Here is a 25587-nt window from a genome sequence, read left to right on the forward strand (position 1 = left end):
CCAGGTAGGAAAGAAAACAACGCTCGAGCGCAACACGACCTGAGGCCGGCACTTTGATTCGCACGCATCGACATCCCCTGTGCTAGGGGCTGCAGCCCCATACCGCTTGTTCCCTAGCAGTTCGAGCCATTAGCCGGCAAAGATGTCAGCCTTGTCAAGTGCGGCCCTTGAAAGTAATGCCGCGGGAGGAGGGGCCATTGAGGCAACTGAGGCCCGTCTGTGAACTACCCCCCGGCGCACGCAGTTGTTCATGGCAGGCAGTATGGCCTGCGGCAGTTAGTAGAAGTGGGCATCGGGGACGGGGGCAGACCGGCGAGCCTGAGTGTGACCGTAAGCGGCTGGTAAGCCGACTTAGGGTTGACAGGCGAGCCATGCTCGGATGCGGGTCGTCCGCGCCGGGCGTACACCGCCGCGTAAGCCCTTGAAAAGAAAGGCCCCGCCAACGCTGCGACGGAGCCTTGAGAATGACCTTGGTGCCGGAAACAGGAGTCGAACCTGCGACCTACGCATTACGAATCCAGCCAGGTACCACATTGCGCCCAATCTACGCAAGGCAAGAAAGGACCATGCCGGCAAGCGGCGCGGTGATCATGCGTCTAGCCAAGCGGCTCATTCCCAGCCGGGCCGTGTCGGCCTACCACTCACTTAAGTGGCACCTAAGCCGGAGGTCCGTATGTTGAGCCCGTTCGCTGTCTTCTTTACGGAGCCGGACGCGAACACACATTCCACGGAAGGGCCCCTTGGCACTGACGATCGGAGAGCTTGCCGCCATGCTCTCGACATATCCAAGGCAAGCTTGCTCGGACACACTACTTCTTCACAAGATGCAATCGCCCCGCTTCAAGCATATAGATCTGATCGGCTCGCGACAGGGCCTCTGGGCGGTGTGTGATCACGATCCTAGTGATGCTGAGTTTCGCAATGCCGTCGGAGACGCCAGCTTCAGTCAACAAATCCAAACTGCTCGTGGCCTCGTCCAGCAGTAGAATCTTCGGATGCCTAAACAAGGCCCGTGCTAAACAGACTCGTTGCTTTTGACCGCCGGAAATCAGAATACCCATATCTCCGATCATCGTTTCATAGCGCATCGGCATAGCGAGTATCGCCTCGTGCACGCCAGCTATAGTAGCAGCATGTACAACCTCATCCAGCGGACAGGGATCCGCAAAGCCACTTATATTTTGTGCAATCGTTCCATTCAGAAGAGTGTCATCCTGCATCACTGTAGCCACCACTTCACGCAGTCGCTTCTTACCCAAGGCGCGTATATCAATACCGCCGACGCTCACCGTGCCAGCTTCTTGATCTAACAATCCACAGATAACCTTTATAAGCGTCGACTTCCCGCTACCAGAGCGGCCAATAATTCCTACGAACTTGCCCTCGTCAACCTTTAAATTTACTCCGTCGATCACCCAATCATCGTTCGACCCATAACGAAATCTCAAATCCAAGCAGTTCAAATCACTACCGCAAGTCGAGAAACCAACTTGGCTAGCCAGGTATCTTTCGGGAGGTGTCTCGGCAATATCGAGCACACGGTCAATCTGAATTCGAACAAGCTTTAAGGCGACAAAAAAATCTACCAGCTTTGCTCCACGGCTAGCGAACTGATCAACATAAGCTAAAAAAGCGACAAGCATGCCCGCACTGAACGCGCCTGCTATTGCGTACTCGGCACCGAGATAGAGAGTCGCGATCTTAATAGCACCAAAAAGGATGCCCCCTGCGCCAGCAAACACCATCGTCAGTGATTGCAGCTTAACATTCTTCTTCTGAGTATCGCTTATTCGACCTAAGTAGCGCCCGGTATGTACTGAAAGAGGACCATTTAGCTTGATCAAAGTAGAAGATCGCGCCGCCTCTATGAAGGCGGTCTCTTGCTTGGCTGCAGCGGTAACCACATCTATATTTGATTCCATCAACATCTTTAGTGCCAACACCCGCACGCCCAAATATACCAGCAGCCCGATCAAGACGATCGACGCGATCTGAACGTTGTATGCAAAAAGAATTAACATGGTCACGATTGCCATCGCTCCATCCATTGCTACCTCAACAGCACTCACCGACAACGTTCTTTGGATGGAGTCGATACCCGCGAAACGCGACGCTATGTCCCCCAGGTCGCGGCTATGGAAATACTGCTCAGGAAGATGTAGAAGATGGCGAAATATATTGGAATTCCAGCCAATATTTAATGACGCACTGACAACTGATATGGCCCAAGTTCTGATGCCGGAAATAAGAGTCTGTGAGACAACCAATGCAAAATATGCAACGGCGATAAGGGCAAGCAATCTCTCGTCGTGGTTTGCAACCACAACATCGACTGTAGTCTGCACAATTAGCGGAATAACCACTATCGTTGCCTCTAACGTTAGCGCCAGCACAAATATCCATAAAAGACTGCTGCGTATGCCGCTAACGCGCCCAAACAGAGAAAGAGAGATCGTTGGCTTTTTCACCCCGCGAGGAACAAACTTGGGCGACGGGAAAACTTCTAATACCACACCCGTAAAAATTTCACTAAAGCTTGCCCAGGTGACTTCGCGTCGGCCTAACGCGGGATCCAAAATAGTAACTCTGCGCCCAACAACGCGGTCCAGCACGACGAAGTGATTGCCATCCACATGAGCTATTGCAGGAAGACGCAAGTTACGTACTTCGTCGATCTCAATACGAAGCGCCCGAGTTTGAAGATCCATCTGGTCTGCGGCGCTAACTAACTGGGCAAGCGTCATTCCTCTGTTAGAGAGAGCAAGCCTTCTTCTCAAATCTGAGAGCGATATCGATTGTCCGTGATAAGCGAGAAGCATTGCTATACAGGCAAGTCCGCATTCCGACGGATGCCCTTGACGCACCACCGTAGCCCTTGACCACCAGCCAAAACGAAAACTGGCATGATCTTCATCTAGTCGATCAAAGTTCATTTCGCTTGCCTAATTTGAATAACGACGAGAAAATCCAGCCCAATACGCTCGTTCGTTCTACCGGAAAGTCAATCCTCACACTCATACCAGGCTTCAGTGTGTGACTTCCATTAATAGATCTGGGATCGTCTATAGCTACATCAACCAGAAAGCGATTCTGGCCAGGAGGCTGCATACCAAACATAGTCGCCGCTTGATATGGAGAAAGCGAAGATTCAGAAATGGCAGCAATGTGACCGCGAACAGTTCCAAATCTTTGAAAAGGAAAAGCTTCTACGCGAATAAAAACTGTTTGCCCCTCCTCTAGAAAACCGATCGACCTACTGTCCGCCAGTACTCTAAACGCAATATGTCCTCTTTCACGGCGCAGCAATAGAATTGGCTGCCCTTGAACGACGTCCTCACCAGGCAACACCAGCAATTTATCAAAATAGCCGCGCTGCGTACTAAGTAAAGTTGCCAGCTTCCGCCCCCCCTCAACGCCATCAGTACGCCTCGAGTTGGTCATAACTGCCAAGCTATTGGATCTAGATTCATTGTCTAATCCCTCTTCGCCAGTTTCCATACTGACAACTAGCATAGGCTTTCCCGGCATAATAAGGTCACCGCTTCCGACCAAGATGTTTTCTACGCGCACTGGGCCTTTGAACGCAGATGTGACCGCAAAAGCATCCGCATCTGATATGACAAAACCCATATTGGTTTCCATTCGAGTGTATGGCAATGTTGCCAACACTGCCAAAAGCAGAGCGACGGTAACCATCGAAACAACCGCAGCTATGCGTACAGCCCGCTGTGGCGGCAACGCAACTTCACCGAAATCTGCCCGAGCCCTAGCTTCCAAAAATTCCTTTCTAAATAGATCTTGTTCCATTATTTCCTAGCCCCAATAGCTGCAGATGGCGTTTGGTCTGAAGTCATTGCCTCAGTCGCCGGTCCCTGGTGGCGACCAGCGGTCATCTTTCTGGACTGCGTTAACTGGCAAACAAAGGCGCTCGATAAGCCCATCGACCCAGTTCTGGATGCATTCACGCTCTTGAGCAGCTGCGGCTGCAGCCTCATGCTGAATAGCTTCCCTGCTAGCACCTTCGCGGTAACGGATAGCTCTCCACCGCTTCATTGCTGAGGCTGGATCACATGCGCCTTGCTTTCCCAGCCAAACGGCATAGCGAGCGATAGCCGCTTCCTCAGCTTCATAAGAATGGGAGGCCTGCTTTTTAGCTCTAGCACGAGCCAAGCCATCCTTCAATGCGTGGAGTTCGTAATTGTCTCCGCTCTGTAAATGGATTGCACCTAAGAGCCGGGACGTGTTTTCTGCTAGTCCCCTCTCGTATCCCGAAAGCAAGTACTCCGTCAATTCCATCTGGGAAAGGTCGAAACCTGCATATTTAGAGAGCAGTAATGCTAGATTCGATAGTACTGCGACTGATGTAGCCAGTTCATCGCCAAACCGTAGACCGAGACTGTCGTAAGCTCGTGAGCAACAGTCGGCGACAAATCTCGCACCACCGAAGTCGATAAATTTCCCTTCTAGCGTCAAATTAGACGATGTAAAGCCACCGTTGAACCAACCATAACAGTGGGCGTAAGCGGATTGCCTCCCGTAAGCATGGGCCAAGGCAGGAAATGCTCGTCTGACATCTCCGCTGCGATGATTCCATTGATCGATGTGCCAGCGCACCCGATCAACGTCGAGCAAGTGAGTGGACATCCGTCGACAATCATGCCGTTCCAGCAGTAATGAGCGCTGTAGATGAGCAGGTCGCACAAAAAATGGTCTTACCAGAAGCGCGCGCTGAAAGCGCTCACCACTTGGCGCGGTAACAGTCTCCTCTAACGCAATAACGGCCACGACCGGCACGGCACTACAAGGCGCCTCTCTACGGCACACCTCAGAAAAGACTGCTTCGCGCAGCCCCTCTTCTAACCAGACATAACCGTGCCCATGATCCCAATCCGCGTCCGCATCGGCGAAAAGCGTGCGGCCAATACCTTTTACTTGCATTCCATTTAACACGCCGGCACGCCCACTTCCACCGTAGCGGGCGAGACTCGTCGTCCCGTAACCGTCAACAAAGCACCGTTCATATCCGATGACCTTCGACGATGTGGAGAAACGAGTTCTTCCATCTAGATCATAAGCAAAAGAACGCAGAAGACGCTTGGCGACATGCTCCTTCGCATCAGCAGAGTCGACTCTGTATCCATTATCGGAAAGCCAGCGCAGATTCATCCACGCAACACTCGCATCATATCGGGGACGCACCGGGTATTCGACCACGCCGGGGCATTCCTCCAAGCTGCAATAGTAGCTGGGCCCTGGTGCAATAACCTCATCGCTGCAAGTGTAGGCCATCGCCACTCCTTACTATCCGCACCACTTTTTTTATTTGACCGTCTACACCACGTCGCAGATATGCAACCTGACCCAAGTCGCTGAACTCGGCCGCGGCTAGCGATAAGGTTTCGCGAAGCCTACCCGGCATTGCAACCATATCCATGATCCAAACTCGATCCCCCTCCTTCCACTCGCTTATATGGAAGGTGACGCGAGGATCACTGAGCAGTCGGTTCTCCACTTCCTTGGTCAAATAGGCATACGTGAAGTATGCGACTGGTTGCCCTCGCCCATCAAACAAGAAACATATTTGCCCAAGCCAAATTGCCGGCTCTATCCACATTGGCAGCAGCGCCATTGGGGCTAAGGCATAACGCGTCGTGCGTGACGCAAGATGACAAACATATCCCAGAGCCTGAGCATACTCTACATACTCGGAAGCCTCGCCGCGCCGTTTTTCAGCTCCGATCATCAAAGCTTCCTGTTGAGCAAAACATTAAGTCCAGGAGCTAAGGCCCAAGCGCAAAGCACCAAGATTTGCACAGGCCGCAACCTTTCTGGCCAATTCATGAGCAGTAAAAAAGTGGCAAGCGCGGAAACAGACCAAACCAATGGTAACGCAGAGTCCAAACGACCTTGATACGCGTTTGCAATCACAGAAGCGCGCCACCGTAAGAGTCGACGGCGAGTTGCCAAGCGCCAGGCAGTAATTGTCACCGACCGGATTAGCAACACGGCATGAAGCGGCAGTGACACAAATCTTATAAACTGAGCAAGATGAATTCTGAGAAAGTAAGGAGGATAAATTCGCATCTTTTCTTTAATCGGCAATTTTCTGTCATGCCATGCATTTATGATAAACCGCTGATATCCGCCGGCCAGCATAATTGCAAAAACTGTTACGTACCATGCCCCTGGTAGATTGAAGGCAAGTAACACGACAAATAGCGAGAAAAGGCCCGCATTGCCTAGCCATGCGAGCAGCTGAGCCGTGACGGTGAAGTAGGTCAACAAAGGCGGACGCCGTTGCTGCGTGAAGCAAAGTTGCATCAGAACGGCAGCATTTTGTAAGTCGCCCCTCAACCAGCGTTCTTGCCGCACGAGAAATGAATGAAAAGACGAGGGATGTGCATCCGTCACCAGCGCGCCATCCACATATCCGGGTCTCAGCCAAGCGGCTTCCATGGTGTCGTGGCTGAGAACTATGCCGTCTGGAATCTTATCTGCAATCGCAGCCTCGAAATCCTTAGGCGCATACATTCCCTTACCGCTGTAAAGAGCCTGCCCAAACCAGTCGAAAAAGAAATTTCGGCTTGGCGAAATCTTAGAGCGAGGATCGATACTAGGGCCAACGCTGAAACTGGGCCACCGCCAAGTCTTTAAGCTTTCAGCATCCGTCATAACAGATGGAACCGCCAAAGCATAACCACGGCATACCCTACCATTTTCAAACTTAGGTATATTCAGGGGATGGGCCAAGAAACCCGCCATACGCTGCAAGGAGTGACGGGCTAGACGCGTGTCCTCGTCAAGGCACAGCACGTAATTAGAAGATCTGCAAATCGCATGCGCTCCCGAGGTGGCCGCGCTGAAGCGATCCTCGCCGTGCAATATCAATCGATTGAGCAACGTGAGTTTGCCACGCTTGCGCTCGTGACCCATCCAACATCCTTCTCTCGACACGAACTCGCGATCCCGATGCAAAATATGCACTTCGACATTGCGTCCGGCCCAATTTGAGCTATCTCGTTTTACCCTCTCCATTGCATACAACAGCAAGTCCCTCTCGGCGCTAGTGTCACTCGGGGAACTTGAATCCGGGAAGTCAGTAAGAAAAACGACTGACACGTTTGTGTCGTTGGCCTGTATCAAGTTCCAGCATGCCACCCGCAGGGCGCAATCCCATTGTTCAAAACTAACTAAATGCATGGGCACAGCTATGAGGACAGAGGCAGACCGCGGCAATCCGTCCTGATTAAAATCCAAAGCGAAGCTTGGACGCTTAATCGACCAGAATTTTAGAAAGAAATCGACAGAACCTTTTAGGGTCTCAGCAGAGACCAATCCAATTATTGCTAAGTACGCGGCTCCGACCACACTCCCGCCAGCTCTGATTATAGCTGAAACCATACAAATTACGGCACTGACAAAACCAGCCTGAACCATCCAATATACTATAATCGCTGACGTGCCGGGATATTGTGACTTGAGCAAAGGGCTGGGATTTTCGCCAAAGAGCGCCAAGCGAAGCGCGTCCACGCCATCGAATAGATAATAGCCAATGTGGTTAAAGGGCGGACGAGCACCATTGCGGGATAAGCTCAGTGCGATGCTCGCGACCTCAAACTCATCCGTTCGAAACTGGCCTGCCAGCCACTCTACCCTACTCCTATAAACATCTTTGCTCGCCCCCTCCATCAATGGATAAATTCCGGCTGGATCCCGCTTGAGGAGGGGCTCGAACGAGATGACGCGCTCGTACCACGGCTTCCGCATCGTGGCATAAATCTCAGCCATATCTATAGAAGCAGCATTGCACTGCTCTGTCGATGAATTAGGCTGATAAAAGCATGTGAGGCGGTGTAGCAAAGCAGCATCGAGCAATCTCTTAGCGACACGAACCGGCATTACGCGCGCTAATTCCAGATTATGTAGGAAGTGCGCGCAGTCGTCCATCTTGAACAACCCAAGAGAGTTATTCAAATATAGGGATATTACATTCCATGCGAATTCCAAGTCTTTGACTGAAGCGCGCGCCCCCCTCGTAACAGGGAAGAAGAAAGAGCGATGGAACCGCACCTTTAACTCAGCTGCAAGCTGAAATTGGTAGTTTGCAGCGGAACCTAACCAACTTTTTGCTTTAACGTTATCATCATCTGCAGTACGGATCAGCTCAAGCGACTCGGCAAAGGACAGTGGATTTGTCGAGGCCATCACTATTCACGGAAGATGAGTAAATTGCTCGCGCTCTTTCACATGCAGTACCAAACGCAGCGCACCAGCCTCGCGCTGCAGGTTATATTAGTTCAGAATTAACCGACTTTTACGCCTATTTACAGTCTTGGCCGATCCCTGATCGGAAAGCCTCCAGTGCCTGGATCCCGTAAGTCCTCGCGTCGGCCTCCTTCTCGCGTCCACCAAGCAGGGCTGGATTCTGCGCCGTATACTGATGACGAACCTCATGACCTGCGGTGAGTACCGCCTCTTCGAGAGGGCTGATCGGCCCTAGCGCGTAACTATCCTTCAGTTTTCCGGCAGAGTCATAGTAAGAACCATAGTGTGCGTTGCCTCCATCACTACCGTCCATCCCACCTGCATAAATGGTGGTGGTACCGCTGAAAGGGCTATTTTTACTTGGACCTGCGGGGTTATTTAATCCATTTATCGAAATGAAGCCTGATGGCGGCGTAGTCATTGTTGAAGACAAATAAAGCGATTGGGCGCTTTCATTGTAATAGCCATAACTATTAACCACTGCAAAGCGATAGTCTGTTCGCATAGTTTCGCCAGTAGAAGCCGATACCGCGTTGATGATACATTTCAACTTTTCAGGTGTCGGAACCGATGGGAGAGCGGGTTTCGGTGGATAGTTAACTCCCGAGCGACACCACGTTCCGTCAGGGTTACCGCAGTCGTACCAGCTTCCGCCATGGTTACCTGAGGACGATTCGTCGTATTGTCCGAATCCACCTCCGCCGCCCAGCCAGTAGCCACCGCTGAGCTGGTTGTAGCGCGGCGCCGTCACACTGACGCGATCAAGAGTAGGTACCACGGTCGAAGTGCTTTGTCCGCCGAAGATCTCATCCAGTTCTTCTTCGCTGAGCAAGCGCATGATTTCTCCTTACTAATGTGAGGTGGAGGAATTATCAGTTCACGCACATATCTATTACCGACTGCACAGAAACCTTACGTCTACCGAATTTGGAAGCGAAAAGACCGGCAGCCTGCTTGTCGATGTCAATAACGTCGGAAGCAGGAAGGTTTCGGGATCTGTTAGCAGCCTCATAGCCAAACTGCTCTTCGGCCAATCCGTCAGGTGAGGCCTGCTGTGCCAAACGTGCGATTAAGTAAGAGTCTTTATTAGAGATCTCCACTTTAGCCTGGAGATCATTCTCTTTCAAAGATGCTTTGTAGGCGGCAAGTACTATCGGCCAGTTCCCCGACATCAAACCCTCGTGGATAAAATTTCCAACATTATCGGTGTAGTTCTTCAGCATATCTGCGTAGTAGGAACTATCCGACCCAGGCTGCTGCCAGGCGGCTAAAATATAGCAAGCGGCGGCATCCTTGTTCCCTTGAAGAGCAGCTCGCAGAGACGCGTCATAAATTTGGGCGTTGGCTAGGTCCTGCGGAGTCGAGTCAAGCCAGGGCTGGCATACCTCACGGTTCTGATCGAGGAAACGCGAAGTTGCTATAATGCCATTACGCAACTCAGGATCCGCGGCAGCCAAGGCCTTGGCATTATTCAAAGGCCAATTTGGATTCGATGCAGCTTGCGATTTATAGAAAGAGTCGAACTGGCGGAACTTCGCACAATTTTTAGCGAACTTGTAACGACTCTGAGGATCAGCGCCCACACTAGCGGGAAAATCTGTTAATGGAGCGGCCACTGGATCTTTAATTTTATTGGCCCCACTCGCCGGATTTGGTGCGTAAATAGGGGGGGATATCTCTGCTGCGACTTGGGCTTGAATCACCTTAGCCGCCGACTCGCCGTGAAAGCTGCGCATAACCAACACCGCCGCTAGCGCCGCCAAGGCTAGTAATCCGAGTGCGTAGACACTTCGCCTGCCCATAGAAGCAAGACCCTTAACTTGATTTTTTTAACTGTTACAAACGTTAATATTTTGACACTACTTTTTAAGACCATCGACCTGCTAGCTCAGCCCAAACTACAAATCTTCCAAGCTGAGTAGCATCCCCGCCCTGATCGCAAGCCCCACTTCACAGGTTAGAAAGGAGGTGGGCTAGGCTTACCATGAGCGGCCCCATCTAGGCAAGCACAATTGCAAATAGCGAAGATCTGGCGGACGAGTAATCGTTTCCAGTAGCCGGAGAATGAGGGACATCAAGCTGCTGCTGTACGGTAAGTTACGCGACCATTCTCGCTGTCTTGAAGCTTGCAGAGATAGGGGCGCTCACTAGGCTTGTGCTCAAGACAGAACAGTCGGCTAAGGCGTTCGTCCAAGGCAGTGGGCATTTGTTCTCCGTAATGAGGATCATCCTTGTTGAGATGATACGGCGGAGCGACGCATGAGCAATGCAAAGTGCTAACCTTAAAATATCCTTATAATTCAGCTAGTTGTGGCACCCCGGGCGTCTCATAAGTACCAGATAAGCCAGTAAGGCGAGGCGAGCTACTCCTGCTGCGCATTTGCCCCTGCTTCAAAGCTTCGGGTTGCGACTTCTGCGGCGTTGGCCAATCAATGGGACAACAGCGCGCATACCAGCCAGGCAGACGTCAGGACGAGGAAAGGCGAATAGCACATCAGGATCACAGACCAGCCTCCAGCCCTACGACGACGCACCCGCTATGCCGTGGGCACACCAACGCACTCGCGGAAACTTCATATCTAGACCGGATGACCTTCACCAGCCTTCTGTGGCAGATGCAGGGGGTTCACCCCCGTTTTCACGGACACTTACGAGAAGGCCGATCAAGGCCATGAGGAGTGTTCATGTCGAAGCGAAGGAAGTTCAGCACCGAGTTCAAGCGCGGTGCGGTTGAGCAGGCCAGCCAGCCGGGCGTCAGCTGTGCCCAGGTGGCCCGGGAGCTGGGGATCCGGGATGCATTGCTGACCCGCTGGAAGCGGGAGGCCCAGAGCCGGGGCCAGGTGGCCTTCGGTGGCACCGGGACGCCCCGGGACGAGGAACTGGCGCGGCTCAAGCGCGAGCTGGCCCGGGTGAAGAAGGAGCGGGATTTTTTGCGAGAAGCGGCGACGTTCTTTGCCAAGGGATCATCCTGAGGTATCAGGTGATCGAACGTTGCCGCGATGAGTTTCCAGTGCGACTGATGTGTCGTTGCCTGCGGGTCTCGGCCAGCGGTTACTACGACTGGAGTAAGCGCTTGCCCAGTGCCCGGGAGCGCGACAACCAGCGCTTGCTCGGCCGGATCCGTGAGTTGCATGAGGACAGCCGGGGCACATTGGGCGCCGGCCGGATGCATGAAGACCTTGCCGAGGAAGGCGAGACGGCGAGCCTGAACCGGGTGGCGCGTCTGATGGCGACCGATGGCCTGCAGGGTTGGCCGCGACCGAAGCGGCGAGGCCAGCGCGGCAAGCCGGCGCTGACGCCGCCGGGTGTGCGCAACCTGCTGGAGCGGGACTTCACCGCGTTGGAGCCGGAGACCAGGTGGGTCACCGACATCACCGAGCTCAAGACCCGGCAAGGCAAGCTGTATCTGTGCATCGTGCTGGACCTGTTTGACCAGCGGGTGGTGGGGTGGTCAATGCATCATCGTCAGGATCGTCAGATGGTGATCAGGGCCGTGCAGATGGCGGTCTGGCAGCGCCAAGGCAGCCATCCACTGATCCTGCACTCCGACCGTGGCAGCCAGTTCCGAAGCGGCGACTACCAGCGTTACCTGGCGGCCAACGGCTTGGTGTGCTCGATGAGCGCGGTGGGCCACTGCGGTGACAACGCCGCGTGCGAAGGCTTCTTCGGCCTGCTCAAGCGCGAGCGGGTCTACCGCATGACCTACCCAACGCTCGATGCCGCGAGGGCGGATGTGTTCGAATACATCGAGCGGTTCCACAACCCGAGGATGCGACGAAGGGTCGCCAGGCAAGACCAGAAGTTCTCAGCCCTTTTACAACCGTCCGTGATTTCGGGGTAGAACCCGGGTTAGCTGTTGGCGGCGTCGGACACGTCGAGGAAGCTCTGCAACGTGGCGATCTGCAGGGTGAGCACCTGGCCCGGATGCAGGCCGCCCGTGTCGCCGCTCTGGACGATGGCCGCCGTGCTGCGGTCGCTGGCGAGCTGGGCCAGGGCCTCGGGCAACGCGTCGGCCAGGGCGTCAGCAAGGGCCTCCGGGGTCAGGGTGGAGAAGTGGGCCGAGAGCGAGGGGTCGAGCGAGAGGATGAGCGGCTGCATGTCTGTGTTCCCGATTGGTGTGGCGCCAGCCTACGGATCCAGAAACCGACATTGTCCCGATAAGGGGTGCTCACCCCTTTGGCGTCAGGACACGAAAAAGCCCCGGGGGTGAGCCGGGGCTTGGGATGGCCTTCTGGGCTGCGGCGGAAGCCGCTGCATCCTGCTTTTTCCTCCAAGACCGAGCCGGCGGGCAGCCGGCGAGTCCTGCTCAAAAGCGGAAAGGTGTCCTTGTTGTTGGGACAGCAGGGGGAAGGGAGATGTCCAGCAGTTCGGCACGGACCTCCGAATGGAGCTCTTGCACGTCGCGCTCCTCGTCCTTCCACATGTCCAGCAGGGCAGCCAACGCCAACGCCCCGGGTGAGCCCTCTTCGTCCGACCCTGCATCACGAATGTCTTCCTTGACCCGCTCCAGATGCTGGGCCAGCTCGTCCTGTGCGCTTTCGAGCAACCCCTGGTAGCGCTCCACGTATTCGCTCTTGAGGGCTTCGTCAGTCCACTGCATCCTGAAGGCTTCAGGCAACGTCGATGCAACGGGTGTGAGCATCGCCAGGCCGCGCTCGTCGTGCTGGATCGCGCCACGTCCTCCCCGCAAGATTTCTGTGATTTTCGCCCGCTCCGCATCGCTCAAGTGAGAGAGATCGAGCGACGTCACCTTGCCTTCGATGAGGCCGAACTCGATCCGGGCGTTCTTTACAACTCGGAAGGCCGCCGCGGGAGAACTAGGCGTTGTCTTTCCCAGCAAGTCCTCATCGTTCCGGGACTCTCGCCAGCGCCGAACCTTAGCCGCGTCGGTCATCCCCTCTGCCCACTCCAGCAACCGACACAACCGGATGGAGACGTGCTTGCCCTCGCCCACGATGAGCGAACCGGTTTTGCTGTCCATCGTAGCGAGTGCGCGAAACACCTTCTGATTGAGTCCCAAAAGGCCCGCAGCTTCGGCAGAAGACCACGGCGCGGTGAACTGCACGTTCTTTTCCGTCTTTTCAGCAGCGGCTTCTTTGTCGAAGTCGTCCTTCAGGCGTTTCCAGGAAACCCCCTTCCCCGCCAAGAACTCCGGGTGCTTCTGGCCCAGGTTTTCTTGTAGCGCTTGAGGAGCTCTTTTTCAGCGTCTTTTATCGAGTCGAGGGACATCGGGGATACCGCAAGGGGATGGCTCGATGGTAGCCGGTCAGAACCGGAACGGCTTGCGCGGGATCTCTGCTGCCGTGGCCGGTGGCAGCCTGTCCTCCAGCCCTCGAGCTCGATCCTGGTTGCGTGCGTGGTCCCGGGCACCCTGGAAGGCAGCTAGCGCCTCCTTCATGGCGTCATCGAAGGGATCGCGCGCCTCGACACTGATCCACGGCTCGAGCAACGCGTCAGCCAAGGTCGCTTCCCAGGCCTCGCCGGTATCCAACGCCTGATCCCGCTCTTCCACCGGTAGGAGGTGCGCGTGCCCCACCACTCGCGCGTTCTGCCGCACCCATGGTTGGAGCTCGGCGAAGGCATCGCTCGGCGCGAGGATCAGCGCAGCTTGTTCCGTGGGGCAGTCCAGCAAAGCCAGCACCTCGTTCCAGAACTCGACCGATTGATGAGTGGCCATCGCAAGGGAAAGGGATGTCATGTCCGCCAGCGCCATGGACTTGGTCCGATCGGGAACCCGTCCGCCCTTGCGGGGAACAATGGGGTTCACCCGGGTGACCGTATGTCTTGTGGGCAACGGCTTGGGGATAGCCAACCCAGCAATGTTTGCGTCAACCAAGCCGTCCAGCGCATCAGCAAGTGCCGTCACCGGCACCAACCAACTGCCACCGAGCTTGCGCAGACCTGGAACGATGACGCCGGCGGCCAGCTGTTCTCGGGTTTGTTCGTAACCGCCTGCCCCCGTCTTGTTGAGAACACGCGCCACATCCTCGACCGACAAGAGTGGCTTGTCGGGGAACATGACGCGCAGGATGGGCAGCATTCCGGTCATAAGCGGGGAAAATGATGGGAAAAACGATCCTTGGAAATCCCTGTTTTTCCCGGGACGGACCGGGAGGGCATGAAAAAGGGGCTGGACGGGAACCCGGCCAACCCCTTGATTTTTCGATACTTTCTTACAGATTGCTAGCTTAAATCTGGTGCCGGAAATAGGAATCGAACCTACGACCTACGCATTACGAATGCGCCGCTCTACCAACTGAGCTATTCCGGCGGGGAGGGCGAATTCTAGGGATCGTGCCGCTTCCGGTCAATTGAGTCGGCTGGCGCGATCGTGTCCAGCGGCGCTGCCGCTGCGCGACGCGAGGTACGGGACGCGGCATCATCGCCGTGGACGCGCCCTCGGCGCGCTGCCCCGCTCTCGCTGCCGCAAGGAGCCGCCATGCCCGCCCGCACCACCGCCGCTTCGTCCGACGCCACGCCCGCCGGCGCCGAGCCGCAGGCCATCGACGCACCGCTGTCCATCGCCGCGACGTTCCTGGTGCTCAACGTCAAGGACACGCCGCGGGCGCAGGCGGCCGTGCGCGCCACGCTCGGCGCCACCGGCGATCTGATCAAGACCATCACCAGCCGCGACCTCAGCCGTGGCTTCACCTGCAATGTCGGCATCGGGTCGCGGGTCTGGGAGACGCTGACCGGGCTGTCCAAGCCGCGCGAGCTGCATCCTTTCAGGGAGATCCGCGGCGCGGCCCACACCGCCGTCTCCACGCCGGGCGATCTGCTCTACCACCTGCGCGCCCCCACGATGGACCTGATCGTGGAGTTCGAGAAGCTGCTGATGCAGGCCTTCGGCGATGCGGTCGAGCCGGTCGATGAAGTCAGCGGCTTCCGCTACTTCGACGGGCGCGATCTGCTCGAGTTCGTCGACGGTACGGCCAACCCGGACGGGCTGGCGCTGCCGCAGGCCACGCTGGTGGGCAAGGAGGATCCGGACCACGTCGGCGGCAGCTATGTGGTGATCCAGAAGTATCTGCACGACCTAGACGCCTGGCGCGCACAGCAGGTGGAGGCGCAGGAGGCGATCATCGGGCGCAGGAAGTTCGACAACACCGAGCTGCCGGACGCCCCGGCGCCGGCGCAGAAATCGCACAAGACGCTGTGCACGATCAGCGATGCGCAGGGCGAGCACGACATCCTGCGCGACAACATGCCCTTCGCCTCGCCGGCGCGCGGCGAGTACGGCACCTACTTCATAGGCTACACGCGCCATCTGTGGGTGATCGAGAAGATGCTCGAACGCATGTTCATCGGCGACCCGGCGCCGCTGCACGATCGCATCCTGGACTTCTCCACCGCCCAGACCGGGGCGGTGTTCTTCGTGCCGGCACGCGCGGTGTTGGATGCGATGGGCGACTGACCGCGCCGGTCAGTCCACCAGCTGCAGGCGCAGTTCCTTGGGCAGGGCGAAGACCATGCTCTCCGGCTCGCCGGCCAGTTCGCTGACGTCGTTGGCGCCCAGCTCGCGCAGTCGCGCGATCACGCCGTCGATCAGCACGTCCGGCGCCGAGGCGCCGGCGGTCACGCCGACCCTGCGCTTGCCGGCAATCCAGCGCGGATCGATCTCCTGCGCGCCATCGATCAGATACGCCTCCACGCCGTCGCGCTGGGCCAGCTCGCGCAGGCGGTTGGAGTTGGAGCTGTTGGGCGAGCCGACCACCAGCACCAGATCGCATTCGCGCGCGAGATCGCGCACGGCGTCCTGGCGGTTCTGCGTGGCGTAGCAGATGTCGTCGTTCTTCGGCCCCTGCATCGCCGGGAAACGGGCGCGCAGCGCCTCGATGATGCCGACCGTGTCGTCCACCGACAGCGTGGTCTGGGTGGTGTAGGCGAAGTTGTCCGGCTGCTCGATCTGCAGCGTGGCGACATCGTCGATGTCCTCCACCAGGTAGATGCGCCCGGTACCGCGCTCGCGATCCCACTGGCCCATCGTGCCCTCGACCTCCGGATGGCCGGCGTGGCCGATCAGCACCACGTCGCGTCCGGCGCGGCAGTGGCGCGCCACCTCCAGGTGGACCTTGGTCACCAGCGGACAGGTCGCGTCGAAGACCTTCAGCCCGCGCCGGCTGGCCTCGGCGCGCACGGCCTGGGACACGCCGTGGGCGCTGAAGATGACCGTGTTGTTGTCCGGCACCTCGTCGAGCTCTTCGACGAAGATCGCACCGCGGCGCTTGAGGTCGTCGACCACGAAGCGATTGTGCACGACCTCATGGCGCACGTAGATCGGCGCGCCCAGGGTCTCGATGGCGCGCTTGACGATCTCGATGGCGCGGTCGACACCGGCACAGAAACCGCGGGGATTGGCGAGCAGGACGTCCATGGCAGGCAGTGTAGAGGAGTGAGGGGAAAGGAACGCGTAACAGCGGTCCCGTAGGCCCTACGGCTTCTCCGTGGTCCGCGCCTCGGCCCCGCCCTTCTTGCTCAGCCCGAACAGCGCAATGCCCACCGCGCCGCAGACGATGGCCGAGTCGGCGATGTTGAACGAGGGCCAGTAGTGGTCGCCCACGTACCACTGGATGAAATCGACCACATGGCCGTGCATCAGCCGGTCGATCACGTTGCCCAGCGCACCGCCGATGACCAGCGCGTACGGCAGGGCCACGCGCCAGTCGCCGCGCGGCGTGCGCGACAGCCACCAGCCCAGCAGGCCGCACACGCCCAGCGCCAGCGCCGTGAAGAACCAGATCTGCCAGCCGCCGGCGTTGCTGAGGAAGCTGAAGGCCGCGCCGGTGTTGTAGGTGCGGTACCAGTTCCAGAAGCCGTCGATCACCTTGACCGCCTGGAACTCCGGCAGGCTGGTCAGCACCCAGGCCTTGGACCACTGGTCCAGGCCGATGACCACGGCCGACAGCAGCAGCCAGATCAGTGCTGAAGGCCGGGACCTGGGACCCGGGACCCGGGACCCGGAAGAGCCAGAGCCGGCCTGCTTTTGCTGTTCCCCGGTCCCTGGTCCCTGGTCCCCGGTCCCGGCTTGTTTCAGAACCATTGCCGGTCCTCCCCTGCGCCATCGACATTGTCCACGCAGCGTCCGCATAGCTCCGGATGCGCGGCGTAGGCGCCGACGTCGGCGCGACGCTGCCAGCAGCGCACGCACTTGGGCTTGTCGGTCGGCTGGGCGCTGACGAAGAGCGCCTCGGCGCTGGCCTCGCGCACGGTGACATCGCCGCTGATGAACAGGAAGCGCAGCTCATCGGCCAACGGCTGCCAGCGCGCGGCTGTGGCCGCGTCGGCGGCGATGGCGATCTCCGCGTCCAGCGCCGCGCCGATCGCGCCGCTGGCGCGCATCGGTTCGAGCACCTTGGCCACCTGCTCGCGCAGGGCCAGCAGCGCGTCGAAGTCGGCCTCGCCCAGCTTGGCCTCCGGCGGCAGCGGCGCCAGGCCGTCGTACCAAGTGGTGAACAGCACGTTGTCCAGGCGGTTGCCGGGCAGGTAGCCCCACATCTCGTCGGCGGTGAAGCTCAGGATCGGCGCGATCCAGCGCACGAAGGCCTCGGCGATGCGGTACATCGCGCTCTGCGCGCTGCGGCGGCCGCGCGAATCCTCCTGCATCGTGTACAGGCGATCCTTGGTCACGTCCAGGTACAGCGAGCCCAGGTCGACGCTGCAGAAGTTCAGCAGCGCCTGCACGATGGCCGGCAGGTCGTAGCGCGCATAGGCCGCCTCGATCTTCTCCTGCAGCTGCCAGGCGCGATGCACGATCCAGCGATCCAGCGCGACCATGTCGTCCAGCTCACGCAGGTGCACGGCCGGGTCGAAGCCATGCAGATTGCCCAGCAGGAAGCGCGCGGTGTTGCGGATGCGGCGGTAGGCGTCGGCGTTGCGCTTGAGGATCTCCTGCGACAGCGACATCTCGTTGCTGTAGTCGGCGCTGGCGATCCACAGGCGCAGGATGTCCGCGCCCAGGGTCTTCATGATGTCCTGCGGCTCGATGCCGTTGCCCAGCGACTTGGACATCTTGCGGCCGTGCTCGTCCACGGTGAAGCCGTGGGTCAGGCACTGCCGGTACGGCGCGGCCTTGTCGATGGCCACGCCGGTGAGCAGCGAGGACTGGAACCAGCCGCGATGCTGGTCGCTGCCTTCCAGGTACAGGTCGGCCGGCTTGCCGAAGCCGCGCTCCAGCAGCACGCCCTCGTGGCTCACGCCCGAGTCGAACCAGACATCGAGGATGTCGGTGACCTTCTCGTAGTCGGCGGCCGCATCGCCGAGCAGTTCGGCCGGATCCAGGTCGTACCAGGCGTCCACGCCGGCCTGCTCCACCTTCAGCGCCACCTGCTCCATCAGCGCGACGCTGTCCGGATGCGGCAGGCCGGTCTCGCGGTGCATGAACAGGGCGATCGGCACGCCCCAGGTGCGCTGGCGCGAGATCGTCCAGTCCGGGCGGCCCTCGACCATGCCGGCAATGCGCGCGCGGCCCCATTCGGGATACCACTTGACCGCATCGATGGCCTTGAGCGCATCGCTGCGCAGGTTGGCCTGGTCCATCGAGATGAACCACTGCGGCGTGGCGCGGAACACCACCGGCGTCTTGTGCCGCCAGCAGTGCGGGTAGCTGTGGGTCAGCGGATGGAAGGCCAGCAGCGCACCATTGCCGCGCAAACCCTCGACGATGGCGTCGTTGGCCTTCCAGATGTGCTGGCCGGCCAGGGCCATCTCACCGAACGGCGGCGTGGAAGGCAAGTACACGCCGCGTCCGTCGACCGGCGTGATCTGCGCGGCAGTGTAGCGATCGACCAGACCGTACTTCAGGCAGACCGCGTAGTCCTCCTGGCCGTGGCCGGGCGCGGTGTGGACCGCGCCGGTGCCGTCCTCGGCGGAAACGTGATCGCCCAGGATCAGCGGGATGTCGCGCTGCGCGTAGAACGGATGGCCCAGCAGCAGCCCTTCCAGCGCCGCGCCCTTGGCATGGCCGTGCACCACCACCTCGGACACGCCGTAGCGCGCCAGGGCGCGCGCGGCCAGCGCCTCGGCCACGACCAGCCAGCGCGGCGCGCCGTCGCGGGCCGGGCCCTCGACCAGCACGTAGTCCAGCTCCGGACCCAGGCTCACCGCCAGCGAGGCCGGCAGCGTCCACGGCGTGGTGGTCCAGATCGGCACGGCCACCTCGGTCCCGGCCGGCGCCTGCGCGCCGAACGCCGCGGCCAAGGCCTGCGGATCGCGCGCGGCATAGCCCACGTCGACCGCCGGGGAGACCTTGTCCTGGTACTCGATCTCGGCCTCGGCCAGGGCCGAGCCGCAGTCGAAGCACCAGTGCACCGGCTTGGCGCCGCGCACCAGATGGCCGTTGGCGACGATCTTGGCCAGCGCGCGGATCTCGTCGGCCTCGAAGCGGAAGTTCAGCGTCTTGTACGGATGGTCCCAGTCGCCGATCACGCCCAGGCGCTTGAAGTCCTTGCGCTGCAGGTCGATCTGCTCCTCGGCGTACTCGCGACACTTCTGCCGGAACGCGCGCGCGTCCAGCTTGGTGCCCACCTTGCCCCACTTCTTCTCCACCGCGATTTCGATCGGCAGGCCGTGGCAGTCCCAGCCCGGCACGTAGGGCGCGTCGAAGCCGGCCAGATAGCGCGACTTGACGATGATGTCCTTGAGGATCTTGTTGACCGCATGGCCCAGGTGGATGGCGCCGTTGGCGTAGGGCGGGCCGTCGTGCAGCACGAACAGCGGCCGGCCCTTGGCGTTGGCGCGCAGCTGCGCATACAGGTCCTGGTCGTACCAGCGCTTGAGCGTGTCCGGCTCGCGCTTGGGCAGGTCCCCGCGCATGGGGAACTCCGTGGCCGGCAGATGCAGGGTGGCTTTGTAGTCGGTACTCACAGGTGGCGGTTCTCTGCGGCTATGCGGGGGAGGCCTGCGCGGCGCCACGCGGGCCTGGATTCAAGAAGATGGTCGTTCAGGCCGTGGCCCGCAGGCGTTCGGCGGACAGCAGTCGGCGGGCGTTGGCGGCGTCGCGCTGCATCTGCTCGGTCAGCGCCTCCAGGCCGTCGAATTTTTCCTCGTCGCGCAGCTTGGCGACGAATTCCACGCGCAGGTGGCGCCCATACAGGTCGCCGCTGAAGTCGAACAGATGCGCCTCCAGCAGCGGCTCCACGCCCTCCACGGTGGGCCGGGTGCCGAAGCTGGACACCGACGACCACGGCCGCTCGGTCAGCCCATGCACCCAGGTCGCGTAGATGCCGCTCAGCGCCGGCGTCTTGGGGAAGCGCAGGTTGGCGGTGGGGAAGCCCAGCGTGCGGCCCAGCTGCTTGCCGCGCACCACCCGCCCGCCGATGGCGTACGGGTGGCCGAGCAGGCGCTCCGCATGGACGAAGTCGCCCTGGCGCAGCGCGGCGCGGATGCGGGTGGAGGACACACGCTCGCCATCGGCGCAGTGCACCGGCTCGATCTGGCCCGCGGCGAAGCCCAGCTCCGCACCCATCGCCTGCAGCAGCGCCACATCGCCGCCGCGCTTGTGGCCGAAGCGGAACTCCGGCCCGATCCACACCTCGCGCGCGGCCAGGCGCCCGACCAGCAGCGTGTGCACGAAATCCTGCGCCGACATCGCGGTCATGCGCTGGTTGAAGCGCAGCAGGCCGATGCGGTCGGCCCCGCCCTGCAGCAGTCCTTCGACCTTGGCGCGCGGCAGGCTCAGGCGCGGCGGCGGGTCCTGCGGCTGGAAGAATTCGCGCGGCAGCGGCTCGAAACTCACCGCCACCAGCGGCAGCCCCAGCGCGCGGGCGCGCGCCTGGGCATGGCGCAGCAGCGCACGGTGGCCCAGGTGCAGGCCATCGAAGGCGCCGATGCACACCACACTGCCACCCGGGGTCAGTACCCCGCCTTCGATGTCACGGAACAGCCTGCTCATCGGGATTGGGCGATCGGGCGGCCAGAAGAGACCGCCCAGGAAATCTCTGGGGAAACCCGTGAAGTATAGCCGTCAGGCGCTGGCGCAAGGCCCACCGACTCAGTGCCCACGCAGGTCGCGCGGCCGCAGGCCCAGTGCGACCTGCACCACGCCGTAGGTGAGACCGCCGGCCGCGACCAGGCCCAGCAGACCGAGGACGCGCGTCAGCTTGGGCAGCACGGTGAAATCGGGAAGCCAGTGCAGCCCGGCGCCGACCACCGCGGCCATCGCCGCGCACGCCAGCAGCAGCCGCAGGACGAAGCCGCCCCAGCCCGCGCGGCGCTGATACACCCCGGCGCGGCGCAGCCACATCCACAGCAGGCCCAGGTTGATGTAGCTGGCCACCGCGCTGGCGATGCCCAGGGCCAGATGCAGGCCGGGCGTCCGCGCCAGCGCCTCGGTCACGCCCAGCGCGCGCACCTCCGGCTTGACCATCAGCTGGTACAGCAGCGCCAGGAACAGCAGGTTCAGCACCATGTTGGACACCAGCGCGACGATGCCGGCGCGGACCGGGGTGGTGGTGTCCTGCCGCGCGTAGAAGGCCGGCAGCACGATCTTGAGCAGGGCGAAGGCCGGCAGGCCGAAGCTCAGCCCGAACACCGACATGGCCGCCATATGCGTATCGAAGGCGGTGAACTTGCCGTACTGGAACAGCGTGGCCACCAGCGGCACGCTCAGCAGCATCAGGCCCACCGCCGCCGGCACGGCGATCAGCAGGGTCGTGCGCAGGCCCCAATCCAGCGCCGCGGAGAATCCGGCGGCGTCGGTCTTGACGTGGTGGCGCGAGAGCGCCGGCAGGATCACCGTGCCCAGCGCCACGCCGAACACGCCCAGCGGCAACTCCAGGAAGCGGTCGGCCTGGGAAAGCCAGCTCTGCGAGCCGGCGAACAGGAACGAGGCGATCACCGTATCCAGCAGCAGGTTGATCTGCGCCACCGACGAGCCGAACAGGGTCGGCACCATCAGCCGCAGCACCCGGCGCACGTCCGGATGCGACCAGCCCCAGCGCGGCAGGGTCAGCAGGTCGATCCCGCGCAGCGCCGGCAGCTGGAACAGCAGCTGCAGCGCGCCGGCCGCCAGCACCGCCCAGCCCAGCGCCAGGATCGACATGCCCATCAGCGGCGCCAGCCAGAGCGCGCCGGCGATCATGCACAGGTTGAGGATCACCGGCGTCAGCGCCGGGATGGCGAAGCGGTTGAAGCTGTTCAGCGCCCCGCCTGCCAGCGCGGTCAGCGAGACGAACAGCAGGAACGGGAAGGTCAGCCGCAGCAGGTCCACGATCAGGCCGAACTTGGCCGGGTCGTCGGCCGAGCCGGGGTTGAACACCATCGCCACCTGCGGGGTGAAGATCAGCCCCAGCGCGGTCACCAGCAACAGCACCCCGCCGAGCGTGCCCGACACGCTGGCCATCAGCGTGCGCAGGTCGGCATGCGGCCGGGTCTCCTTGACCTCGGTGAACACGGGCACGAAGGCCGTGGAGAACGAGCCTTCGGCGAACAGCCGGCGCAGGAAGTTGGGGATGCGGAACGCCACCCAGAACGCGTCGGTCACCGCATTGGCGCCGAAGCTGGCGGCGATGGCCTGGTCGCGCACCAGCCCCAGCACCCGCGAGATCATGGTCATGCTGCTGAACGACAGCAGCCCTTTCAGCATTTTCGGTGTGCTCACGCCCTACCCCAGGCCATGTGGTTGACGCAAGTCCTTGAACAGCCCATAATTTCCCGTTCGTTTTCCCGCCCGCCGTCAACCCCAAGTCTTCTCAGGATCCCAACGTGGCCAATATCAAGTCCGCCAAGAAGCGCGCCAAGCAGACCGTCGTGCGCAACGCGCGCAACGTCGCTCAGCGCTCCATGCTGCGCACCGCCGTCAAGAAAGTCATCAAGGCCCTCGACGCCAACGACGCCGCCGGCGCCGAAGCCGCCTTCGCCACCGCCCAGCCGCTGCTGGACCGTTTCAGCTCGCGTGGCCTGATCCACAAGAACAAGGCCGCCCGTCATAAGAGCCGCCTCACCGCGCGCATCAAGGCCCTTAAGGCCGCTTGACGCTCCACTGACGGCAAGGGCAACAGGAAACCCGGCTTCGGCCGGGTTTTTTGTTGCCCACGGTTTGCCGCAGACAACGGTCAGGCGCTCCCGTAGAGCGGAGCTTGCTCCGCTGCTCTTGCCTGCTTCGCACATGGGAGCGGCGCATCTGGAGCGGACGGGCGACAGACAATCCTGGGCAAGCTTCAGCGGAGCGAGCTCCGCTCTACACAGGCGGACACCGCCCGATTCCAGCGTTGGATGCGTCACGGCCATGCCTCCCGCGAGACCTAGCCGGCGTTCTGCGCAGCCTCGAGCGCCTCTTCGCGCTGGCGGTCGAAGAAGGCCATGATCGCCTGCATGATCGGCCAGGTGCCCTCGCGCGAGATCGCCGAGGTCACATACCACGGACCGGTCCAGCCCAGTTCCTCGATGACTGCCTTGGCGCGCTCGGCGGCCTCGTCCTCGAACATCAGGTCGGCCTTGTTGAGCACTAGCCAGCGCGGCTTTTCCAGCAGCTCCGGATCGTGCTTGCGCAGCTCGCGCTCGATGGCGCGCACCTGCTCGGCCGGCGAGACGGTCACGCCGGTGTCGGCGAAGGCCTCGTCCACCGGCGCCATGTCCACCAGGTGCAGCAGCAGGCGGGTGCGCTGCAGGTGGCGCAGGAACTGCGTGCCCAGCCCGGCGCCCTCGGCCGCGCCCTCGATCAGGCCCGGCACGTCGGCGATGACGAAGCTGCGGTGCGGCTCGACGCTGACCACGCCCAGATTGGGATACAGCGTGGTGAACGGATAGTCGGCCACCTTCGGCGTGGCCGCCGACACCGCGCGGATCAGCGTGCTCTTGCCGGCGTTGGGGAAGCCGAGCAGGCCCACGTCGGCCAGCAGCTTGAGCTCGAGCTTGAGCAGGCGCTCCTCGCCCTCCTCGCCCGGCGTCGCCCGGCGCGGGGCGCGGGTGATCGAGGACTTGAAGTGCATGTTGCCCAGCCCGCCCTTGCCGCCGCGCGCCACCAGCAGGCGATCGCCGTGCGTGGTGAGGTCGCCGATCACCTCGTCGGTGCCGACGTTGACCACCATCGTGCCGACCGGCACGGTGATGGTCAGGTCCTCGCCGGCCTTGCCGTACATCTGCCGGCCCATGCCGTTCTCGCCGCGCTGGGCGCGGAAGTTCTTCTGGTGGCGGAAGTCGACCAGCGTGTTGAGGTTCTCGTCGGCCTGCAGCCACACGCTGCCGCCGTTGCCGCCGTCGCCGCCGTCCGGGCCACCCAGCGGGATGAACTTCTCGCGCCGGAAGCCGACGCAGCCATTGCCGCCATTGCCGGCGATGACCTGGATTTCCGCTTCGTCTACGAGTTTCATGGGTTAACAGCCGGGAATGGGGAATGGGGAAACGAGAATCGGGAGAGCGAACCGCCGCAGGGCGACGATTCTATGCCGCGGCAACAGACCGGCAACGCCATGACGGCATTGCCTGGCGCAACCGGGACAGGGCGGGGAGGCGGCAGGCGCTCTGGCCATTCCCGATTCCCCACTCCCGATTCCCGGCTACAAACGAAAAACCCCGCCGAAGCGGGGCTTTCGCGACGCAGCGACGCGAAGGCTCAGCCCTCGGTCACCACGCTCACGGTGCGACGCTTGGCCGCGCCCTTGACCGAGAAATCGACCTTGCCGTCGACCAGCGCGAACAGCGTGTGGTCGCGGCCCAGGCCGACGCCCGGACCCGGGTGGAACTGCGTGCCGCGCTGACGGACGATGATGTTGCCGGCTTCGATCGCCTGGCCACCATAGACCTTCACGCCCAGCATCTTCGGGTTGGAGTCGCGGCCGTTGCGCGAAGAACCTACGCCCTTTTTATGTGCCATGACTTGCGCTCCTTACTTGTTGTCGCCGGAAGCGTTGATTCCGGTGATCTCGATTTCGGTGTAGTGCTGCCGGTGACCCTGGTGCTTCATGTGGTGCTTGCGGCGGCGGAACTTGATGATCTTCACCTTGTCGGCGCGGCCGTGCGACTTGACCGTCGCGGTGACCGTGGCGCCCTTCAGCGCGTCGCCCAGCTTGATGCCGTCGTCGCTGCCGAGCATCAGCAGGGTGTCGAAGGTGATGGCCTTACCGGCTTCGGCGTCCAGCTTCTCAACGCGCAGGGTCTCGCCCTGCATGACGCGATATTGCTTGCCGCCCGTGACCAGAACTGCGTACATGGGTGCTTCCTCTTTGTGTTGGCTTTTCGTAGTTATTCTCGTGCCTGCCGCCCATCGAGGGGCGGACAGAAGCGGAATGATAGCCGGATCAGTGACTTGGAGCAAGTCACCCCATGCCGTACCCGCCGGCGGTCCCCGGGGGTCGTCCGGCCGCCCCGGGGCCTTCGGAAATCCGT

Annotated in this window: 21 protein-coding genes and 1 tRNA gene; 3 read left to right on the forward strand and 19 right to left on the reverse strand. The window is 60.7% G+C overall.

Annotated features, from left to right (window positions below; translation table 11 throughout):
- Positions 1–809 precede the first annotated feature (809 nt).
- The 7 genes from ACFJIT_RS09455 to ACFJIT_RS09485 all read right to left on the reverse strand — a co-directional run bounded on the left by ACFJIT_RS09455 (position 810) and on the right by ACFJIT_RS09485 (position 10028).
- On the reverse strand, positions 810–2933 hold the full coding sequence (locus tag ACFJIT_RS09455) for a peptidase domain-containing ABC transporter (protein WP_379653486.1): 2124 nt from the start codon (positions 2931–2933) through the stop codon (positions 810–812).
- The gene (locus tag ACFJIT_RS09460; protein ID WP_379653487.1) at positions 2923–3807 is read right to left on the reverse strand and encodes a hypothetical protein; all 885 of its coding nucleotides are present in this window, start codon (positions 3805–3807) and stop codon (positions 2923–2925) included. Before ACFJIT_RS09460 ends, ACFJIT_RS09455 begins: the two co-directional genes overlap by 11 nt.
- 51 nt (positions 3808–3858) lie before the next feature.
- Positions 3859–5289: a hypothetical protein gene (locus tag ACFJIT_RS09465; protein WP_379655809.1), complete on the reverse strand. Its 1431-nt coding sequence runs from the start codon at positions 5287–5289 to the stop codon at positions 3859–3861.
- Entirely contained in the window at positions 5267–5743 is a 477-nt protein-coding gene (locus tag ACFJIT_RS09470) for a toxin-activating lysine-acyltransferase (protein ID WP_379653488.1), read from the reverse strand. Before ACFJIT_RS09470 ends, ACFJIT_RS09465 begins: the two co-directional genes overlap by 23 nt.
- On the reverse strand, positions 5743–8205 hold the full coding sequence (locus ACFJIT_RS09475) for a hypothetical protein (RefSeq protein ID WP_379653489.1): 2463 nt from the start codon (positions 8203–8205) through the stop codon (positions 5743–5745). Before ACFJIT_RS09475 ends, ACFJIT_RS09470 begins: the two co-directional genes overlap by 1 nt.
- Before the next feature lie 115 nt (positions 8206–8320).
- Entirely contained in the window at positions 8321–9103 is a 783-nt protein-coding gene (locus tag ACFJIT_RS09480; RefSeq protein WP_379653490.1) for a hypothetical protein, read from the reverse strand.
- A 34-nt stretch (positions 9104–9137) separates the two neighbouring features.
- Positions 9138–10028 (reverse strand): hypothetical protein, encoded by an 891-nt coding sequence (locus ACFJIT_RS09485; RefSeq protein ID WP_379653491.1) that lies wholly within the window; start codon positions 10026–10028, stop codon positions 9138–9140.
- Positions 10029–10949: 921 nt separating this feature from the next.
- Here ACFJIT_RS09485 and ACFJIT_RS09490 point away from each other — a divergent pair.
- A protein-coding gene (locus ACFJIT_RS09490; protein WP_087944427.1) for an IS3-like element ISStma5 family transposase occupies positions 10950–12106 on the forward strand; the annotation gives its coding sequence in 2 pieces (ribosomal slippage) (positions 10950–11190 and positions 11190–12106; 1158 coding nt in all).
- Positions 12107–12114: 8 nt separating this feature from the next.
- Here ACFJIT_RS09490 and ACFJIT_RS09495 read toward each other — a convergent pair.
- The 4 genes from ACFJIT_RS09495 to ACFJIT_RS09510 all read right to left on the reverse strand — a co-directional run bounded on the left by ACFJIT_RS09495 (position 12115) and on the right by ACFJIT_RS09510 (position 14536).
- On the reverse strand, positions 12115–12363 hold the full coding sequence (locus ACFJIT_RS09495; protein WP_379653492.1) for a hypothetical protein: 249 nt from the start codon (positions 12361–12363) through the stop codon (positions 12115–12117).
- A gap of 208 nt (positions 12364–12571) precedes the next feature.
- Positions 12572–13411 (reverse strand): hypothetical protein, encoded by an 840-nt coding sequence (locus ACFJIT_RS09500; protein ID WP_379653493.1) that lies wholly within the window; start codon positions 13409–13411, stop codon positions 12572–12574.
- Positions 13412–13531: 120 nt separating this feature from the next.
- The gene (locus ACFJIT_RS09505) at positions 13532–14314 is read right to left on the reverse strand and encodes a hypothetical protein (protein ID WP_379653494.1); all 783 of its coding nucleotides are present in this window, start codon (positions 14312–14314) and stop codon (positions 13532–13534) included.
- A 146-nt stretch (positions 14315–14460) separates the two neighbouring features.
- Positions 14461–14536: transfer RNA gene (locus ACFJIT_RS09510), tRNA-Thr, on the reverse strand.
- Positions 14537–14704: 168 nt separating this feature from the next.
- On the opposite strand from ACFJIT_RS09510, the gene ACFJIT_RS09515 reads away from it, so the two are divergent.
- Positions 14705–15679, forward strand: a complete 975-nt coding sequence (locus tag ACFJIT_RS09515; protein WP_379653495.1) for a Dyp-type peroxidase — start codon at positions 14705–14707, stop codon at positions 15677–15679.
- A 9-nt stretch (positions 15680–15688) separates the two neighbouring features.
- Here ACFJIT_RS09515 and ispH read toward each other — a convergent pair whose 3' ends face one another.
- The 5 genes from ispH to murJ form a co-directional block, all read right to left on the reverse strand.
- Complete coding sequence (gene ispH, locus ACFJIT_RS09520) at positions 15689–16639, reverse strand: 4-hydroxy-3-methylbut-2-enyl diphosphate reductase (protein WP_130523648.1); 951 nt, start codon at positions 16637–16639, stop codon at positions 15689–15691.
- Between the two features lie 57 nt (positions 16640–16696).
- Positions 16697–17185 carry a signal peptidase II gene (gene lspA, locus ACFJIT_RS09525; protein WP_379655749.1) on the reverse strand — a complete coding sequence of 163 codons (489 nt, stop codon included), beginning with the start codon at positions 17183–17185 and terminating at the stop codon, positions 16697–16699.
- A gap of 110 nt (positions 17186–17295) precedes the next feature.
- Positions 17296–20127, reverse strand: coding sequence for an isoleucine--tRNA ligase (gene ileS / locus ACFJIT_RS09530; RefSeq protein WP_379653496.1), 2832 nt, complete (start codon positions 20125–20127; stop codon positions 17296–17298).
- A gap of 76 nt (positions 20128–20203) precedes the next feature.
- Entirely contained in the window at positions 20204–21154 is a 951-nt protein-coding gene (locus tag ACFJIT_RS09535; protein WP_379653497.1) for a bifunctional riboflavin kinase/FAD synthetase, read from the reverse strand.
- A 99-nt stretch (positions 21155–21253) separates the two neighbouring features.
- On the reverse strand, positions 21254–22846 hold the full coding sequence (gene murJ, locus ACFJIT_RS09540) for a murein biosynthesis integral membrane protein MurJ (RefSeq protein ID WP_379655750.1): 1593 nt from the start codon (positions 22844–22846) through the stop codon (positions 21254–21256).
- 119 nt (positions 22847–22965) lie between these two features.
- Here murJ and rpsT point away from each other — a divergent pair, with 119 nt between their 5' ends.
- Positions 22966–23235, forward strand: coding sequence for a 30S ribosomal protein S20 (gene rpsT, locus ACFJIT_RS09545; protein WP_130519121.1), 270 nt, complete (start codon positions 22966–22968; stop codon positions 23233–23235).
- Between the two features lie 269 nt (positions 23236–23504).
- Here the strand turns inward: rpsT and obgE are convergent, their stop codons facing one another.
- The 3 genes from obgE to rplU all read right to left on the reverse strand — a co-directional run bounded on the left by obgE (position 23505) and on the right by rplU (position 25411).
- Positions 23505–24572 (reverse strand): GTPase ObgE, encoded by a 1068-nt coding sequence (gene obgE / locus ACFJIT_RS09550; protein WP_337052150.1) that lies wholly within the window; start codon positions 24570–24572, stop codon positions 23505–23507.
- 242 nt (positions 24573–24814) lie between these two features.
- Complete coding sequence (gene rpmA / locus ACFJIT_RS09555) at positions 24815–25075, reverse strand: 50S ribosomal protein L27 (protein WP_130519125.1); 261 nt, start codon at positions 25073–25075, stop codon at positions 24815–24817.
- Positions 25076–25087: 12 nt separating this feature from the next.
- Positions 25088–25411, reverse strand: a complete 324-nt coding sequence (rplU, locus tag ACFJIT_RS09560; protein WP_130519127.1) for a 50S ribosomal protein L21 — start codon at positions 25409–25411, stop codon at positions 25088–25090.
- Positions 25412–25587 lie beyond the last annotated feature (176 nt).

The organism is Pseudoxanthomonas sp. UC19_8, from assembly GCF_042700505.1.
GTDB lineage: Bacteria > Pseudomonadota > Gammaproteobacteria > Xanthomonadales > Xanthomonadaceae > Pseudoxanthomonas_A > Pseudoxanthomonas_A winnipegensis.